The sequence below is a fragment of the Marinifilum flexuosum genome (assembly GCF_003610555.1).
GTDB classification, from domain to species: Bacteria; Bacteroidota; Bacteroidia; order Bacteroidales; family Marinifilaceae; genus Marinifilum; species Marinifilum flexuosum.
This window is the reverse complement of sequence record NZ_RAPQ01000010.1, coordinates 654,904-670,456: the sequence shown is the minus strand read 5'-3', so window position 1 is coordinate 670,456 and position 15,553 is coordinate 654,904. Positions and strand designations below refer to the sequence as shown.

The 15,553-nt window shown below is 35.2% G+C and carries 15 protein-coding genes and 1 riboswitch; of the genes, 6 read left to right on the top strand and 9 right to left on the bottom strand.

Going from position 1 to position 15,553, the window contains the following annotated elements:
* The first annotated feature begins 59 nt into the window (after positions 1-59).
* Positions 60-261, top strand: a riboswitch (cobalamin riboswitch).
* A gap of 200 nt (positions 262-461) precedes the next feature.
* From BXY64_RS16005 to panC, 5 genes are all read right to left on the bottom strand, one after another.
* The gene (locus BXY64_RS16005) at positions 462-857 is read right to left on the bottom strand and encodes an HU family DNA-binding protein (protein WP_120240978.1); all 396 of its coding nucleotides are present in this window, start codon (positions 855-857) and stop codon (positions 462-464) included.
* Positions 858-1,077: 220 nt separating this feature from the next.
* A complete protein-coding gene (gene radA, locus BXY64_RS16000) occupies positions 1,078-2,454 on the bottom strand; it encodes a DNA repair protein RadA (protein WP_120240977.1) in 1,377 nt (458 codons plus the stop codon).
* Positions 2,455-2,546: 92 nt separating this feature from the next.
* Entirely contained in the window at positions 2,547-3,044 is a 498-nt protein-coding gene (gene rfaE2, locus BXY64_RS15995; protein ID WP_120240976.1) for a D-glycero-beta-D-manno-heptose 1-phosphate adenylyltransferase, read from the bottom strand.
* Positions 3,045-3,188: 144 nt separating this feature from the next.
* A complete protein-coding gene (gene panD / locus BXY64_RS15990) occupies positions 3,189-3,539 on the bottom strand; it encodes an aspartate 1-decarboxylase (RefSeq protein ID WP_054723000.1) in 351 nt (116 codons plus the stop codon).
* 18 nt (positions 3,540-3,557) lie between these two features.
* The gene (panC, locus tag BXY64_RS15985) at positions 3,558-4,397 is read right to left on the bottom strand and encodes a pantoate--beta-alanine ligase (protein ID WP_120240975.1); all 840 of its coding nucleotides are present in this window, start codon (positions 4,395-4,397) and stop codon (positions 3,558-3,560) included.
* Positions 4,398-4,590: 193 nt separating this feature from the next.
* On the opposite strand from panC, the gene BXY64_RS15980 reads away from it, so the two are divergent.
* Together BXY64_RS15980 and glmS are read left to right on the top strand one after the other, a co-directional pair.
* On the top strand, positions 4,591-5,400 hold the full coding sequence (locus BXY64_RS15980) for a glycogen/starch synthase (RefSeq protein WP_120240974.1): 810 nt from the start codon (positions 4,591-4,593) through the stop codon (positions 5,398-5,400).
* 259 nt (positions 5,401-5,659) lie between these two features.
* Positions 5,660-7,495, top strand: coding sequence for a glutamine--fructose-6-phosphate transaminase (isomerizing) (glmS, locus tag BXY64_RS15975; protein ID WP_120240973.1), 1,836 nt, complete (start codon positions 5,660-5,662; stop codon positions 7,493-7,495).
* Positions 7,496-7,549: 54 nt separating this feature from the next.
* On the opposite strand, the gene rfbB is transcribed toward glmS, so the two are convergent.
* Positions 7,550-8,605 (bottom strand): dTDP-glucose 4,6-dehydratase, encoded by a 1,056-nt coding sequence (rfbB, locus tag BXY64_RS15970; RefSeq protein ID WP_120240972.1) that lies wholly within the window; start codon positions 8,603-8,605, stop codon positions 7,550-7,552.
* Positions 8,606-8,628: 23 nt separating this feature from the next.
* Positions 8,629-9,663 carry a UDP-glucose 4-epimerase GalE gene (gene galE, locus BXY64_RS15965; protein ID WP_120240971.1) on the bottom strand — a complete coding sequence of 345 codons (1,035 nt, stop codon included), beginning with the start codon at positions 9,661-9,663 and terminating at the stop codon, positions 8,629-8,631.
* 174 nt (positions 9,664-9,837) lie between these two features.
* On the opposite strand from galE, the gene BXY64_RS15960 reads away from it, so the two are divergent.
* Complete coding sequence (locus BXY64_RS15960; RefSeq protein WP_120240970.1) at positions 9,838-10,785, top strand: HU domain-containing protein; 948 nt, start codon at positions 9,838-9,840, stop codon at positions 10,783-10,785.
* Positions 10,786-10,854: 69 nt separating this feature from the next.
* Here BXY64_RS15960 and metG read toward each other — a convergent pair whose 3' ends face one another.
* Positions 10,855-12,885 carry a methionine--tRNA ligase gene (metG, locus tag BXY64_RS15955; RefSeq protein WP_120240969.1) on the bottom strand — a complete coding sequence of 677 codons (2,031 nt, stop codon included), beginning with the start codon at positions 12,883-12,885 and terminating at the stop codon, positions 10,855-10,857.
* Positions 12,886-13,078: 193 nt separating this feature from the next.
* Here metG and BXY64_RS15950 point away from each other — a divergent pair, with 193 nt between their 5' ends.
* Positions 13,079-13,987 (top strand): S66 peptidase family protein, encoded by a 909-nt coding sequence (locus BXY64_RS15950; protein ID WP_120240968.1) that lies wholly within the window; start codon positions 13,079-13,081, stop codon positions 13,985-13,987.
* 7 nt (positions 13,988-13,994) lie between these two features.
* The gene (locus tag BXY64_RS15945) at positions 13,995-14,360 is read left to right on the top strand and encodes a YraN family protein (RefSeq protein WP_120240967.1); all 366 of its coding nucleotides are present in this window, start codon (positions 13,995-13,997) and stop codon (positions 14,358-14,360) included.
* Here BXY64_RS15945 and BXY64_RS15940 read toward each other — a convergent pair.
* Complete coding sequence (locus BXY64_RS15940; protein WP_120240966.1) at positions 14,357-14,758, bottom strand: response regulator; 402 nt, start codon at positions 14,756-14,758, stop codon at positions 14,357-14,359. The two genes, BXY64_RS15945 and BXY64_RS15940, sit on opposite strands and share 4 nt — an antisense overlap.
* 432 nt (positions 14,759-15,190) lie before the next feature.
* Between BXY64_RS15940 and BXY64_RS15935 the strand changes: the two genes are divergently transcribed.
* Positions 15,191-15,544 (top strand): MmcQ/YjbR family DNA-binding protein, encoded by a 354-nt coding sequence (locus tag BXY64_RS15935; RefSeq protein ID WP_120240965.1) that lies wholly within the window; start codon positions 15,191-15,193, stop codon positions 15,542-15,544.
* Positions 15,545-15,553: the final 9 nt, after the last annotated feature.

Genomic DNA, 15,553 nt, shown 5'->3' with positions numbered 1-15,553 from the left:
AACAAATCGGTATAAAAATCAGATTTAAAATCTGTTGCAAGATCAAGTAATTTTTTTTAAAATTGTACTGCAATTCAGGTTCTCCGATAGGAGAATAATAGGGAATCCTGTTTAAAGCAGGAGCTGTCCCCGCAGCTGTAAGTTCCGATTCATTTATGAATCTGTGTTTTTAACAAGTGTTCCACTGTTCCGATACTTCGGGATGGGAAGGAGTTGAAAACCGGAACAAGCCAGAAGACCTGCCTGGGTTATGGATTTTAGCTTTCGGGCATGAAAAGCAGAAAAGGTTCAGTTTATCCTTTCTATTCCGATGCTAGCAGATTCGGTACGCCAAACCGATTCGAAAAAATTCATAGTAACTGTTTTACTATTGAGGATGTCTCGCCAAGGCATCCTCTTTTTTTTTGCCTAAAAGTCTGGAAAAATCAAATGGTCGAATGGTCAAATAGTTTATGTAATCATCATTTAAAATTCCTTGCCTTTATAAACTTAGTACCTGACACTTCTGTTTTTAATCTTTTACTTGGACGAAAGGCAATTTTAGTATTTGTAATTTTTCGCGCAGTAACTTCCTCCTCTGTATCGCATCCTTCTCCCGATGCATGAAGTGAGAAAATGCCTAAGCCTTCCAAATCGATACTGCAATTTTTTTTTAATAAATCAGGAATTTCAGTTATGAATGTATGCAGTACACCCATAACATCTCCTTCGCTAAAAGTTGACACTAAGGAAATGTGTTCGCATAGCTCCTCCATTTTAACGGTTTTTCGATTGGTAATTCGTGGATAATACTTGTATTCTCCACCACCTTTAACACCCGGACTTGCATATTTTACAACTTTATATTCTACGCTCATAACAATTGGTTTAGGGTAATTTGTAGTTTCGTTTTAATGAGCCTTTGCTTAGGTACAAAAACTGGATACCCTAAGTTATTAAATTATAACAGGTGTAAAAAATAAATTTAATACGTGTTAAAAGTTACTATAACATGTGTTAAAAAATGAAGCCGTAGTTTGAGAATTTACAAGTTCACAGTTAAGCTTGTGGATTTGTAAGAGTAGTTTGTATGAATTCCTACTGTCTGAATAAGGTTTGGAATACCTGACCCACCTTGCTTACCAAATGCACTTTGATTTTAAACTTGGAGATATCCAATCCTTTTAAGTTGTGTTTTGGAACAAAGATTTGCTTGAAACCTAATTTCTCTGCTTCGCTAATTCGTTGATCGATTCGGTTAACCGGACGAATTTCTCCAGACAAACCAATTTCTCCTGCAAAGCAAACTTCCTTTGGGATCGATATATCGGTGCTTGAAGAAAGTACGGCAATAATCACAGCCAAATCGATGGCGGGGTCGTTAACTTTAATCCCTCCGGCAATGTTTAGGAAAACATCTTTGGTGGAAAGTCGGAAACCTGCACGTTTCTCCAAAACTGCCAAAAGCATATTTAAGCGGCGCAAGTCGAAACCTGTTGATGAACGTTGCGGCGTACCGTAGGCAGCAGAACTTACCAATGCCTGAATCTCGATTAGGAATGGACGCATGCCTTCTATTGAAGCAGAAATAGCCGTTCCACTCAGGCTTTCGTCTTCCTGCGAAAGCAACAACTCCGAAGGATTGGAAACTTCTCTCAAACCTGTATGCTGCATTTCGTAAATTCCCATTTCCGATGTTGATCCGAAACGGTTTTTGGTAGCTCTTAAAATACGGTACATGTGGTTCTGATCGCCTTCGAACTGAAGAACGGTATCGACCATATGCTCTAGAATTTTTGGTCCTGCCAAACTTCCATCTTTGGTAATGTGACCAATTAAAAGAACCGGAACTGCCGATTGTTTGGCATACTGTAGCAGTTGCGAAGTACATTCCCTGATTTGAGAAACGCTTCCCGGACCTGCCTCGATTCTTTCTGTTGCCAGAGTTTGAATAGAATCGATTACCACAATATTAGGGTTGGTATTTTTAACGTGAGAGAAGATGTTCTCCATCGAGGTTTCGCTTACAATTAAGCAATTGTCGTTATCGGCATTTATTCGGTTTCCCCTCAGTTTAATTTGCTGTGCGCTCTCTTCTCCCGAAACGTAAAGTGTTTTGTAGTTTTTAAGATGTAAAGCAATTTGAAGTGCCAATGTTGATTTTCCAATTCCTGGTTCACCACCAATCAGGATTAATGAGCCTGGAACCAATCCGCCTCCAAGTACACGATTCAACTCCATATTTTGGGTGTTGTATCTTTTTTCTTCGGAGGATGAAATTTCGGAAATCTTTAAAGGTTTGTTTTTGGAATCGCCATTTGAACCAACCACATTTACGTTTTTCGATTTTACAACAATCTCTTCTACAAATGTGTTCCATTCACCGCATGAAGGACATTTGCCTACCCATTTGGCAGATTCTACTCCACAATTCTGGCAGAACCAGGCACTTTTTGTTTTTGCTTTAGCAACCACGTTTTTACAATTAACAATTAATAATTAGCAGTGAATAATAAATGTTTCAAAGCCTTACTTGAAGTTTGATACTTATGGCTTGTAGCTTTAAATTATCCTTCTCGTTGTATTTTTTTGATGATTCCTGTTGATGAGAATCCTTCGATAAAGTCAAGGGTTTTAATTTCTCCACCTTTTGCTTTAACGATATCATATCCCACAATATCTTCAGCTTTGTAATCGCTTCCTTTTACCAGTACATCTGGCTGAATGAAATCAATTAAATTGTATGGCGTATCTTCTTCGAAAAGAATTACCATGTCCACAAATCCAAGAGAAGCCAATAGAAGTGCACGTGAATATTCATCGGTAATTGGACGATTAGGACCTTTTAACCTTTGGGTTGATGAATCGGTATTTAAACCGATAATCATTTTATTTCCCATAGATGCTGCCGAAGCCAAATACTCAAGGTGACCGCGGTGAACAATGTCGAAACATCCATTTGAAAATACGATTTTCTCGTCTCTAAAACGCCAGGTTTGCAATAGGTTAAAGGCATCTTCTTTCTTGAAGATGATCTTATCTTTTATCAATTTTAGCTTATCCATTTTTAAAGATTTTGCTTAAAGGTAATTTATCGGTAAGAGAGTAGCAAAAGAATTAGTGAATGAGGATCTAGAAGATTCTTACATTAATTCACAAAAAAAAGGCTGATCTCGAAAGAACAGCCTTTGCATGTATTCTAATTAAATTTAGATCAATTTATTAGTTGCTGTGTCAGGAAATACCAAACTTGGTTCCCAGTTTTTAGCTTCCTCAAAATCCATAGATGCATATGAGATGATGATAATTACATCACCAACAGCACATTTTCTGGCAGCAGCCCCGTTCAAGCAAATTGTACCTGAACCTCTTTCGCCACGAATCACATAGGTCTCTAAGCGTTCACCATTGTTAATATTCACAATCTGAACCTTCTCATTTTCAATTAGGTTTGCTGCATCCATCAAATCTTCATCAATGGTTACGCTACCAACATACTGAAGATCTGCACCAGTTACCGATGCCTTGTGAATCTTCGATTTACAAACTTCAATGTACATTTTAATTTTAACTAATATTTAAAAAGTTATATTATCAATTAATCGAATCTTTCCTACCTGAACGGTGATACATCCAACTTTTACCTTGTTTTCTTCCCAGCTGTTAATAGGCTGCAAGTATGTATCATCAACAATTTCAAAATATTCGACCGAAAGATATGGGTTTTTATTGATTTCATCAACTACCCAAGCTTTCAATTCGTTTACACTTAAATCGGCTGCTAAGTTACAAGCTTTAAATAAAGTTTCAGATATTTTAGAAGCATTTTTTCTTTGTACCTCTGTAAGTAGTAAATTTCTGGAACTCATTGCTAAACCATCTTCCTCCCTGATTATAGGGCATGGAACAACATTCACGTTTAACTTAAGATCTTTCACCATCTGCTTAATAACAGCTACTTGTTGAAAATCTTTTTGACCAAAATAGGCATTGTGTGGCGTTACAATGTCGAAAAGTTTACTCACTACCTGGGCAACTCCGTTAAAGTGTCCTGGTCGGTTTTTTCCTTCCATCACATTATCCAGGTGTCCAAAATCAAATACTCGGGTATCTGGTTCAGGATACATTTCTTCAACTTCCGGAATAAAAATCAAATCAGGATTGTATTTTGAAAGTTTCTCAAGATCCTGTTCAATACATCTTGGGTAAGTTTTTAAATCGTTCGGATTATTGAACTGTGTTGGATTCACAAAAACACTTACAATTGTAATGTCATTTTTCTTTACAGATTCTGCTGTAAGAGACAAGTGACCATCGTGTAAAGCCCCCATGGTTGGTACGAATCCTATGCTTTTTCCTTCCTCTATAAACTTGCTGATTTTTGATTTTGTTTCAGCAACAAGTTTTACTATTTCCATCCCGTTTCAAAAAATCTTACAAAACCTTTTCGGTTTTTGGTTAAGACTGCAAATAAAATAAATAATTAATACTTGAGAAATAATAAGTGCATATAATTGTATTGTAGGTGCTTTAACCCTTAATAAAGATGATGTTTGTTAAATATTTTTATTAATTTTGCGCAGATAATCTGTATTAATATTTAGCGACTATATGGAAAAGACAAAAGTATTGTTTGTTTCACAAGAAATTACCCCTTACCTTCCTGAAACTGAAATGTCTGAAATCGGAAGATATCTTCCACAAGGAATCCAAGAAAAAGGAAAAGAAATTAGAACTTTCATGCCTCGTTACGGTTGTATTAATGAAAGAAGAAATCAGTTGCATGAGGTAATCCGCTTGTCTGGTATGAATTTGATTATTGATGATACGGATCATCCGTTGATTATCAAAGTTGCTTCTATTCAGGCAGCAAGGATGCAGGTATATTTCATTGATAACGAAGACTACTTCCACAGAAAACAAATTTTGACGGACGAGAACGGTGATGGTTTTGCAGATAACGATGAAAGAGCTATTTTCTTTGCTCGTGGTGTTCTGGAAACTGTTAAAAAATTACGTTGGGCTCCAGATGTAGTTCACTGTCAAGGATGGTTTACAGGGTTAACACCACTGTATTTGAAAAAGGCATTTAATGAAGATCCGTTGTTTACTGAGACTAAAGTGGTTTTCTCTGTTTATGATGATGAATTCTCAACGCCATTTAGCTCTGAGTTCAAAGCAAAAGCGATTATTGAAGGAGTAGAAGAAGATGATGTGAAAGTTTTGGAAGATGCAAATTATGTGGCACTTCACAAATTGGCAATCGACCAGTCTGATGCAATTATCATGGGGAGTGAAAATATTAATGAGGAAATTAAAGCTTATGCTGAAGCTTCAGGAAAGCCATTTATGCCTTATAAAAACAAAGAAGAATACGTTACTGCTTACTCAGAATTTTACGATGAGTTAGTGGCTGAATAGTACGACTTAAAATATATTAGAAAGTGCATTTAAACTTCGGTTTTGATGCACTTTTTTTATATAAAGTAAGTTGGATATAAATTGCGGTTAAGTTTGGTGAGTAAGCTAACTTATTATATTTTTAGGAGAAATTTATTGATAATTGAAATGAAGTTATAGGTTTAAGGCTAACTTGTATTAAATTAGACTTATAGTGTGATTTTTAATTTGGAATTATAAACCAATCTTGAGTGGTACCGAGATTGAAATTTATGTATTTATGTGTGGAATAGTTGGTTATATTGGCGATAAGGATGCTTATCCTATATTGGTCAATGGCTTAAAAAGATTAGAATATCGCGGATATGATTCTGCAGGTATTGCACTTCGAACAAACCAAACTCAAGTATTTAAGTGCAAGGGTAAGGTAAAAGATTTAGAAGATCATGTAAAGGGACACGATATTTCAGGTTCCATAGGTATAGGGCATACTCGTTGGGCAACTCACGGAGAACCAAATGATGAAAATGCTCACCCTCACCGTTCAATGAATAATAAGTTTGTAATTATTCACAATGGTATTATTGAAAACTATGCTTTCTTAAAAGAAAAACTGGTAAAAAGAGGTTATACTTTCCAAAGTGAAACGGACACTGAGGTATTGGCAAACCTTATTGAATATATCTATCTAAAAGGTGAAGTTACTGCCGAAATAGCAGTACGCTTAGCTCTAACAAAAGTAGTTGGTGCATATGGATTGGTTGTAATTTGTGAAGATGAGCCAAATCAGTTAATTGCAGCACGAAAAGGTAGTCCGCTTGTTGTTGGTGTTGGAAATGGTGAGTATTTCCTTGCTTCAGATGCAACTCCAATTATCGAGTATACTCAAAGTGTTATCTACCTTAACGATGATGATGTAGCTATCATTAATCGAGATGAATTGGTATTGAAAACTTTGCAGAACGATAAGTTAACTCCTCATGTTCAGCAATTGGATTTGGATATCGAGCAGATTGAAAAAGGTGGATATGAGCATTTCATGCTTAAGGAAATTTTTGAGCAAACCAGTTCGATTCATGATACCATTCGTGGTAGAGTATCCCCTCAAAATAAAGAAGTTTTCCTTGGTGGGATTAACGATGTAATTCCAAAACTGGTAAATGCACGACGAATTTTAATTATTGGTTGTGGTACTTCGTGGCATGCTGGTATGGTTGGTGAATATTTATTCGAAGAATTTGCCAGAATTCCGGTTGAAGTAGAATATGCTTCTGAGTTCCGTTACAGAAATCCTGTAATTTTTGAAGATGATATTGTATTGGCAATCAGTCAGAGTGGTGAAACTGCAGATACTTTAGCTGCAATTAAGTTGGCAAAAGAAGCAGGAGCTACTGTTTTGGGTATTTGTAATGTTGTTGGGTCAAGTATTCCAAGAGAAACTGATGCGGGTGTTTATACTCATGCTGGTCCAGAGATTGGAGTAGCTTCAACAAAAGCATTTACAGCTCAGGTTACTGTACTTACCATGATGGCTATGTTGGTAGGTTACAGAAAAGGAACTTTGGAAAAGGAAGAATATCACAAGCTAATCGAAGAGTTTTCGCATCTTCCAGAGAAAATAGCTAAGATTTTAGAGAAAGATCAGGATATTAAAGAATTATCGAAGAGATATATTGAATCTACAAATGCACTTTATTTAGGTCGTGGATTCTTGTTCCCAGTTGCTTTGGAAGGAGCTTTAAAGTTAAAAGAGATTTCTTATATCCATGCAGAAGGTTATCCTGCAGCTGAAATGAAACATGGACCAATTGCCTTAATTGATGAGCACATGCCAGTATTTGTGGCAGCAACCAAGGATAAATCTTACGAAAAGATTGTAAGTAATATTCAGGAAGTAAAAGCTCGTAAAGGTCATGTTATTGCTATTGTTACCGAAGGTGATACTGTAATTGCTGATATGGCAGATTATGTGATTGAAATTCCGGAAACATTGGAAGCTTTGGCTCCTTTATTGACTGTAGTTCCGTTCCAGTTGATTTCTTATTACATTGCTGTATTACGCGGATGTAATGTAGATCAACCGCGAAATCTTGCAAAATCGGTTACTGTAGAATAAATCAAAAGTATCAGATATAAAAAGAGCGATGTCAATTGGCATCGCTCTTTGTTTTTATCTTTTATCGTACTGTTGTTCGTAGTACTTTTCGTAATCTCCGGAAAGAATATTTTCCAACCAATTTGTATTTTCAAGATACCAGTCGATGGTTTGTTCAAAACCTTCTTCGAATTGAATACTAGGTTCCCAACCCAATTCATTTTTAATTTTGGTAGCATCAATTGCATAACGCAAATCATGGCCGGCACGATCTTTTACGAAGGTAATTAGCTTTTGAGAAGTCCCGATTTTCTGGTTTAATTTCTTGTCCATGATATCGCAAAGCTTTCTTACCAAATCAATATTTGTCCACTCGTTGTTTCCACCAATATTGTAGGTTTCTCCAGTTTTTCCTTTGTGATAAATCATGTCAATTGCTAAGGCATGATCCTCTACAAATAACCAGTCTCTAACATTTTCGCCTTTGCCATAAATAGGAAGAGGCTTAGAGTTTTTAATGTTGTTGATTACCAGAGGAATCAATTTTTCAGGAAATTGATTTGCCCCATAGTTATTCGAACAATTTGATAGAACTACAGGCATATTGTATGTGTGGAAATATGCTCTCACCAAATGATCAGAGCTGGCTTTTGATGCAGAGTATGGACTTCTTGGATCGTATGGAGTCGTTTCCAAAAACTTACCAGTTTCACCTAATGAACCGTAAACTTCATCGGTTGATATATGATAGAATCTCTTCCCCTCCATATTATCTTTCCAAATTTCTTTTGCAGCATTCAGAAGGTTAACTGTTCCAACAATGTTGGTAGTAATAAATGCCAAAGGATCAGAAATGGAACGGTCTACATGAGACTCTGCTGCCAAATGTAAAACTCCATCGAATTGAAAATCCTTGAACAACTCAGTTACAAATTCCAAATTGGTAATATCGCCTTTTACAAAGGTGTAATTTGGTTTTGAATCAATATCCTTAAGGTTTTCGAGATTGCCGGCATAGGTTAGCGCATCCAGGTTTACGATTTGATATTCAGGATATTTGTTTACAAATAAACGAACAACATGAGAACCAATGAAACCTGCCCCACCTGTTATTAATATTTTCTTTTTCATGGGTATAAATATAAGTATATAGTTTATTTTTCTTCTTGTGCCATGATATTTACTTGCCAATTCCATGCAGAAAGTAGTGTGTCATCAAGCGTACTTTCCGATTTCCAACCCAATGTTTTATTTGCGAAAGATGTATCGGCATAAATTTGCTCAACATCACCAGGTCTTCTGTCCACAATTTTATGCGGTACTTTTTCTCCTGTAGCTCTTTCAAAACCTTCAATAATTTCAAGAACGGAAACGCCTTCTCCGGTACCAACATTAAAATATTCGTAGTTCGAAGCGTTTTGATCTAGCAACAAACGTTCAATTGCGATAACATGTGCTTTCGCCAAATCTACTACATTGATGTAATCTCTAATGCATGAACCGTCAGGCGTATTGTAATCATTTCCAAATACACTAAGCTCAGGGCGGATGCCAGCTACAGTTTGTGTAAGGAAAGGAATTAAGTTGTTAGGAACTCCCAATGGCAATTCACCAATTTTAGAACTTGGGTGAGCACCAATTGGGTTGAAATATCTTAACGCTATTCCTTTTAGGTTTGAATGAGCTTTAACTGTATCGCGAATGATATCTTCGCTTATTGATTTTGTATTTCCATATGGAGATTCAGCTTCTTTTCGTGGTGTAGCTTCTGTTACAGGAAGTTTATCTGGTTGACCGTAAACCGTACAAGATGACGAAAAAACCAAGTTTGGAATATTGTGTTCCTTCATGGCTTCTAAAATATTCATCAACGAATTTAAATTGTTGCGATAATACATTAATGGTTTTGCAACTGATTCGCCTACAGCTTTATTGGCGGCAAAATGTATTATAGCAGATAAGTTTGGATACTTTTTGAAAAACTCAGCAGTTTGATCTTCCTTACTAAGGTCGATTTTTTCGAAGATTGGGCGAACTCCTGTTATGGCTTCGATTCCATCCAAAACTTCAATTTTTGAATTTGAGAGATTATCAGCAATAATAACTTCGAATCCGCTGTTTTGTAATTCAACTGTAGTGTGAGATCCAATATATCCTGCACCACCTGCAACTAAAATTTGTTTTTTCATAATTATTATTCGTCTATCTATTTAACAAGTAGAATTAAGTACTTTTTTGCGAAAGGTTTGAGTAATTGAATTAATTAAAAATTAAACATGGAATGTGTTGATTTTTAATCGATTGGTTCTTATACGTAAATTATCCATTTGAGTGACATTTATTTTTAATTATATTTGTCTATTATGCATGAGATATCAAAATACATACAAGATTTATTGTTTGTGCACGATTGTGTGATTTTACCTGGTTTTGGTGGGTTTGTAGCGAATTATCGTTCTGCCAGAATCGATGAAAATCAACAAATGTTTTTTCCTCCATCGAAAGATTTGGGATTCAATCGTAATCTAACACAAAACGATGGTCTTTTGATAAATCATTTGGCAGACTTGGAGAATTTAAGTTATGCTGAAGCTGAGAAGGCTGTTATGTTTTTTGTAGAAGACATTCGAGTGAAAATTCAGCGTGGAGAAAAAGTTGTGATCGATGGCATCGGTTCATTTTGTAAGGACAGAAAGCATAATTTACAATTTGAACCAGTGGCAAACCTGAATTATTTGGTTGATAGTTTGGGGTTGGAACAATTTGAACTTCCAAAACTGCATAAACCAGTTGAAGAAAGAATTCCTTCAATTGTTGATCATCAGGTAAAAGGATTTTTTACCACAAAAAGAATTTGGTATGCTTCTGCCGCTGCTGCAGTTTTGTTAGTGGTAGCTTTACTTCCTTTAAATTCGGAGCGTAATTCTGTGTTAGATTCAGCTTCGATGGGATTTACCGGAGATAAAAATTCTTTAACAGAGAATCATGTACAATTAAAACCTCAAATTTCTCCACCAGAAGAGTTGGTGAAGTTTGAGCCAAAAGTTGAAAAAAATAAAGTTGCTGTTAAGATTTCAAAAACTAGTAAAGGGAAATTTTATTTGATTGCTGGCAGTTTTACAACTGTTGAAAACGCTAAGATTTTGCAAGAAGAGTTAATTTCTAAATCTTATCCTGCAATGATTATTAAAAATAAAAATTTGTTTTCTGTTGCAATTAATCAATTCAATACCAGAAAAGCGGTAGACCAATTTAAGAAAAAAGCAATTGCAGCTAATCCTAAATCATCATATTGGGTGTTGAAACAATAAGAAACAAAATTATCGATATAAAAAAAGCGCTTCCTTTTGGGAAGCGCTTTTCTTTTTATATCCTGTTTCTTATCTAATTTCGGAACCAGGTTTTACTGTTTGATCAGGAGAAACAAATGATAGTTTTCCATCAGCATCTTCAGCCATTAGAATCATTCCTTGCGATTCTATTCCTTTTAGTTTTTTAGGTTCAAGGTTAACCAATATGCTTACCTGTTTGCCAATAATTTCTTCTGGCTTATAATGCTCTGCAATACCAGAAACTACAGTACGTTGATCAATACCCGTATCAACAGTTAACTTTAATAATTTCTTAGTCTTTGCAACTTTTTCAGCTTCAGTAATGGTACCAACTCTAACATCCATTTTCATGAAATCATCAAAATTGATGTTTTCTTTTGCTGGAGCAACTGGTTTGTTTGCAGCTTCGTTTGCAGCTTTGGTTGCTAATAATTTATCAACCTGAGCTTGAATGGTTGTATCTTCAATTTTTTCGAACAATAAGGAAGCCTTGTTAATTTGATGACCAACTTCAATTACATTTTCACCAATATTCTCCCAAGCTAGAGGTTCAATGTTTAAGAACTCTCTTAATTTGTTAACAGTGAATGGCAAGAATGGTTCCATTAAAGTAGAAAGGTTGGTAGAGATCTGAAGACAAATGTTCATGATCGTCTTAACTCTTTCTTCATCTGTTTTTATCACTTTCCAAGGCTCTGTATCTGCCAGGTATTTATTTCCTAAACGAGCCAAATTCATTGCTTCTTTTAAAGCTTCACGGAAATGGTAAGTTTCAAGGTTTTTCTCTACTTGTGCTTTGATTGTTGGAATTTCAGCTAATGTTTCTTTATCGAAATCATTTAGTTCGCCAGCAGCAGGAACTTTTCCATCGAAATATTTGTGTGTTAATACCAATGCACGGTTCACGAAGTTTCCAAGAATTGCAACCAACTCATTGTTATTTCTTGCCTGGTAATCTTTCCAGGTGAAGTCATTGTCTTTAGTTTCAGGCGCATTGGCTGTAAGTACATAACGCAATACATCTTGCTTCTCTGGAAATTCTTCAAGGTATTCGTGCAACCAAACTGCCCAGTTTCTTGATGTGGAAATTTTATCTCCTTCTAAATTCAAGAATTCGTTAGAAGGAACATTTTCTGGAAGAATGTATGAACCTTCGGCTTTTAGCATTGATGGAAAAATGATACAATGGAAAACAATATTGTCTTTTCCAATGAAATGAACCATTTTAGAATCTTCAGCTTTCCAATATTTTTCCCAATCAGGTGTATGTTCTTTAGTTGCTGAAATATATCCGATAGGAGCATCGAACCAAACGTACAATACTTTTCCTTCTCCTCCATCTACAGGAACTGGAACTCCCCAGTTTAAATCACGTGTAACAGCACGTGGATGAAGTCCATTGTCCAACCATGATTTACACTGACCATACACATTTGGCTTCCATTCTTTGTGTTCTTCAAGAATCCACTGTTTTAAATATGGCTCATATTTGTCAAGTGGTAAATACCAGTGCTTTGTTTCTTTTAATTCAGGCTTATTTCCTGTGATTGATGATCTAGGATCGATAAGATCAGTTGCATTTAATGATGTTCCACAGCTTTCACACTGATCTCCATATGCTCCTTCACTTTTACAATGAGGGCAAGTTCCGGTTATATAGCGGTCAGCAAGAAATTGATTTGCTTCTGCATCGTAATATTGCTCACTGGTTTTCTCAATAAACTCACCTTTTTCATGCAAAGTTTTAAAGAATTCAGAAGCCGTTTCATGATGAACTTTGTTACTTGTTCTTGAGTAAACATCGAAAGAAATACCAAATTTCTCGAATGAATCTTTAATGATATTGTGATACTTATCAACAACATCTTGAGGGGTAATTCCTTCTTTTTGAGCCTTTATAGTGATAGGTACACCATGCTCATCGGAACCTCCAATTAAAAGAACATCCTCGCCTTTCATCCTTAGGTATCTTACATAGATATCGGCTGGAACATATACACCTGCCAGGTGTCCAATATGAACAGGACCATTGGCATATGGAAGAGCTGTAGTTACAAGAGTTCTGTTAAATTTCTTCATTTGAGATATTTTTTACACATGGAACAAAAATTATAATATCTGTTCCAACTATTATTTTGGTTACTTTTTTTGTTGATTAGCACCTTATTTAGCAAATCGTTGGCAAAGATAAGATAGAATTATCAAAAATATTGTTCTTGCTTTGTATTTTATTCTTAATTTGAACACAGTTTACAATAAAAACTAAATAAATATGTATCAGCCTACTGCTTTAGAAAAAGGAGATAAAATTGGGATCATTTCACCAGCAGGAAAGATAGAACCGGAAAAAGTGGGAATTGCAGTTGACATGCTTGAACGTTTAGGCTTAAAGGTGGTTTTGGGTAAGCATGTATTTGATGAGTATCACCAATTCGCAGGTAGGGATTTAAATAGGTTAAAAGATTTTCAGCAAATGCTGGATGATCCGGATATAAAAGCAATTCTTTGTGCCAGAGGAGGATATGGCAGTGTGCGAATATTAGAACATGTAGATTTTGATTTATTTCTTCGCAAGCCTAAATGGATTATTGGATATAGCGATATAACAGTATTTCATAGCTATCTTAATAATATTTTGGAAGTTGAAAGTTTGCATTCAGTAATGCCCATTAATTTTACAGATGATCATACAGGAAAATCGGTTGAAACATTGTTTGGTGCGATGATGGGAAGGTTTGTGGATTATAAGATTCAAGCTCATGAATTGAATCGTTTAGGGATTGCTGAAGGTGAATTGATTGGAGGTAATCTATCTATTTTGTATAGCTTGCGTGGTACTAATATGGATTTTGAAACTCATGGTAAAGTTTTATTCATAGAGGATGTTGGCGAGGAGTTATATCATTTAGATAGAATGATGTATAATTTAAGAATGGGAGGGAAATTATCTGAACTTCAAGCTCTTGTGGTTGGTGGTTTTAGTGGCATGAAAGAAGGAGATCCTAAATTTGGAAAAGCGGCTTATGAAATCATTAATGAAGCTGTGGAAAGCTATACTTACCCGGTTGTTTATAATTTCCCAGCTGGTCATATTAATGATAATTGGACACTGCCCTTGGGAAGGTATGTAAAAATGTCGGTAGACGAGAAGGAGGTTAGTTTTAATTGGGACAAACGATAATTCAATAATGGCAAAGCACAACGAATTAGGTAAATTAGGAGAAGATTTGGCTGTAAAACACCTGATCGGATTAGGTTACCAGATCTTGAATAGGAATTGGATTTATCAAAAAAAAGAGCTGGATGTTGTTGCCTTAAAAGACGACTTTTTGGTTGTTGTTGAAGTAAAATCCCGATCAACAGATTATTTTGAACATCCGGCTGATGCAATAACTTTATCCAAAATTAAACTTCTGGTAAAGGCTACACAGGCATATGTAGATTTAAAAGAAATTAAACAAGAAGTCAGATTTGATGTTGTTAGCGTAATTAAAAAAGGAGAGAAGTACGTAATAGAACACATCGAAGATGCATTTATTGCGCCAGTAGATTAGTCGGCAAGATATTTATCGATTGTAGCTAGTAACTCTTCAAAACGAATTGGTTTAGCAAGATAATCGTCACATCCTGCATCTAAAATTCGTTCACGATCACCTTCCAATGCATAAGCAGTTTGAGCAATAATAGGAATTTCGCTATGACGTTTTTTAATTCTTCTGGTTGCTTCACAACCATCCATTATTGGTAAGCGAATATCCATTAATATCACATCAACATCCTCGGTAACATCTACAATATCCACAGCCTCTTTGCCATTTTTGGCCCAAAGCAATTCAGACTCGGTTCTGCTTAATGCAGCATCAAAGAACATGTTATTAATTTCCTCGTCTTCAACAATGAGGATTCGTTTGTCCTTCCAGTTATATTTTTGAGTATAGCTAACTTGATTCATAACTAAATCTACTTTTTAAAAGCGTTTTTGGTGCTATAAATATACGAAATCAAGACTAGTTAAAAAAAAATCATTTTCAGAGCTCTTATTCGTAATTGTAGTGGTATGTGGTAAAACTCAGTAAATTGGGAGGTTTTGTGCTTTGGTATATGAATTCTTAAATAAGAGTTAATGAATCATAATGTAAATAAAAAAAGAGTTTGAGTGGAGCTTTGTTTTATGTTGATAAACAAATATCATTTCTTTGTATCTAAATGTTAATGTTTTGTCAAAATTGAAGGAATTGGAATAGATATTTTCCGTTTTGGAAAGTAACTCACTAATAAATAGAATGAATTTTGCCATTATAATTTTTACTTACAATCAAAGATATCTTTAAAACTCTTTATATTTGAATCTTCATTTGCTAAGATTTTAATAAACGATTAAATCATGAATATTGAAGAACTAAGACTGTATTGTCTGTCGAAAAAAGCAGTTACTGAGAGTTTCCCTTTTGATGAAGAAACTTTGGTATTTAAGGTTTTAGATAAGATGTTCTTGCTTACGAATATCAATAATGAACTGAGCATGAATGTAAAGTGTGAAGAAGATCTGGCAATTGAATTAAGAGAAAGATATGCTGCAGTTTTACCAGGCTACCATATGAATAAGAGGTATTGGAATACTGTTAGGATTGATGGAAGTGTATGCGATGATTTATTAAAAGAATGGATTGATAAATCGTATAAGTTGGTTGTTGAAAAAATGCCAAAAAAGAAACAGTCAGAATTAGAGAATTTGTAAAAATACACC

What these genes read in the sequence shown, in the direction of transcription:
- BXY64_RS16005 (WP_120240978.1), bottom strand. Translation starts at nt 857, where the DNA reads ATGAGCGTAGAATATAAAGTTGTAAAATATGCAAGTCCGGGTGTTAAA.
- rfaE2 (WP_120240976.1), bottom strand. Translation starts at nt 3,044, where the DNA reads ATGGATAAGCTAAAATTGATAAAAGATAAGATCATCTTCAAGAAAGAA.
- panD (WP_054723000.1), bottom strand. Translation starts at nt 3,539, where the DNA reads ATGTACATTGAAGTTTGTAAATCGAAGATTCACAAGGCATCGGTAACT.
- panC (WP_120240975.1), bottom strand. Translation starts at nt 4,397, where the DNA reads ATGGAAATAGTAAAACTTGTTGCTGAAACAAAATCAAAAATCAGCAAG.
- BXY64_RS15980 (WP_120240974.1), top strand. Translation starts at nt 4,591, where the DNA reads ATGGAAAAGACAAAAGTATTGTTTGTTTCACAAGAAATTACCCCTTAC.
- glmS (WP_120240973.1), top strand. Translation starts at nt 5,660, where the DNA reads ATGTGTGGAATAGTTGGTTATATTGGCGATAAGGATGCTTATCCTATA.
- rfbB (WP_120240972.1), bottom strand. Translation starts at nt 8,605, where the DNA reads ATGAAAAAGAAAATATTAATAACAGGTGGGGCAGGTTTCATTGGTTCT.
- galE (WP_120240971.1), bottom strand. Translation starts at nt 9,663, where the DNA reads ATGAAAAAACAAATTTTAGTTGCAGGTGGTGCAGGATATATTGGATCT.
- BXY64_RS15960 (WP_120240970.1), top strand. Translation starts at nt 9,838, where the DNA reads ATGCATGAGATATCAAAATACATACAAGATTTATTGTTTGTGCACGAT.
- metG (WP_120240969.1), bottom strand. Translation starts at nt 12,885, where the DNA reads ATGAAGAAATTTAACAGAACTCTTGTAACTACAGCTCTTCCATATGCC.
- BXY64_RS15950 (WP_120240968.1), top strand. Translation starts at nt 13,079, where the DNA reads ATGTATCAGCCTACTGCTTTAGAAAAAGGAGATAAAATTGGGATCATT.
- BXY64_RS15945 (WP_120240967.1), top strand. Translation starts at nt 13,995, where the DNA reads ATGGCAAAGCACAACGAATTAGGTAAATTAGGAGAAGATTTGGCTGTA.
- BXY64_RS15940 (WP_120240966.1), bottom strand. Translation starts at nt 14,758, where the DNA reads ATGAATCAAGTTAGCTATACTCAAAAATATAACTGGAAGGACAAACGA.
- BXY64_RS15935 (WP_120240965.1), top strand. Translation starts at nt 15,191, where the DNA reads ATGAATATTGAAGAACTAAGACTGTATTGTCTGTCGAAAAAAGCAGTT.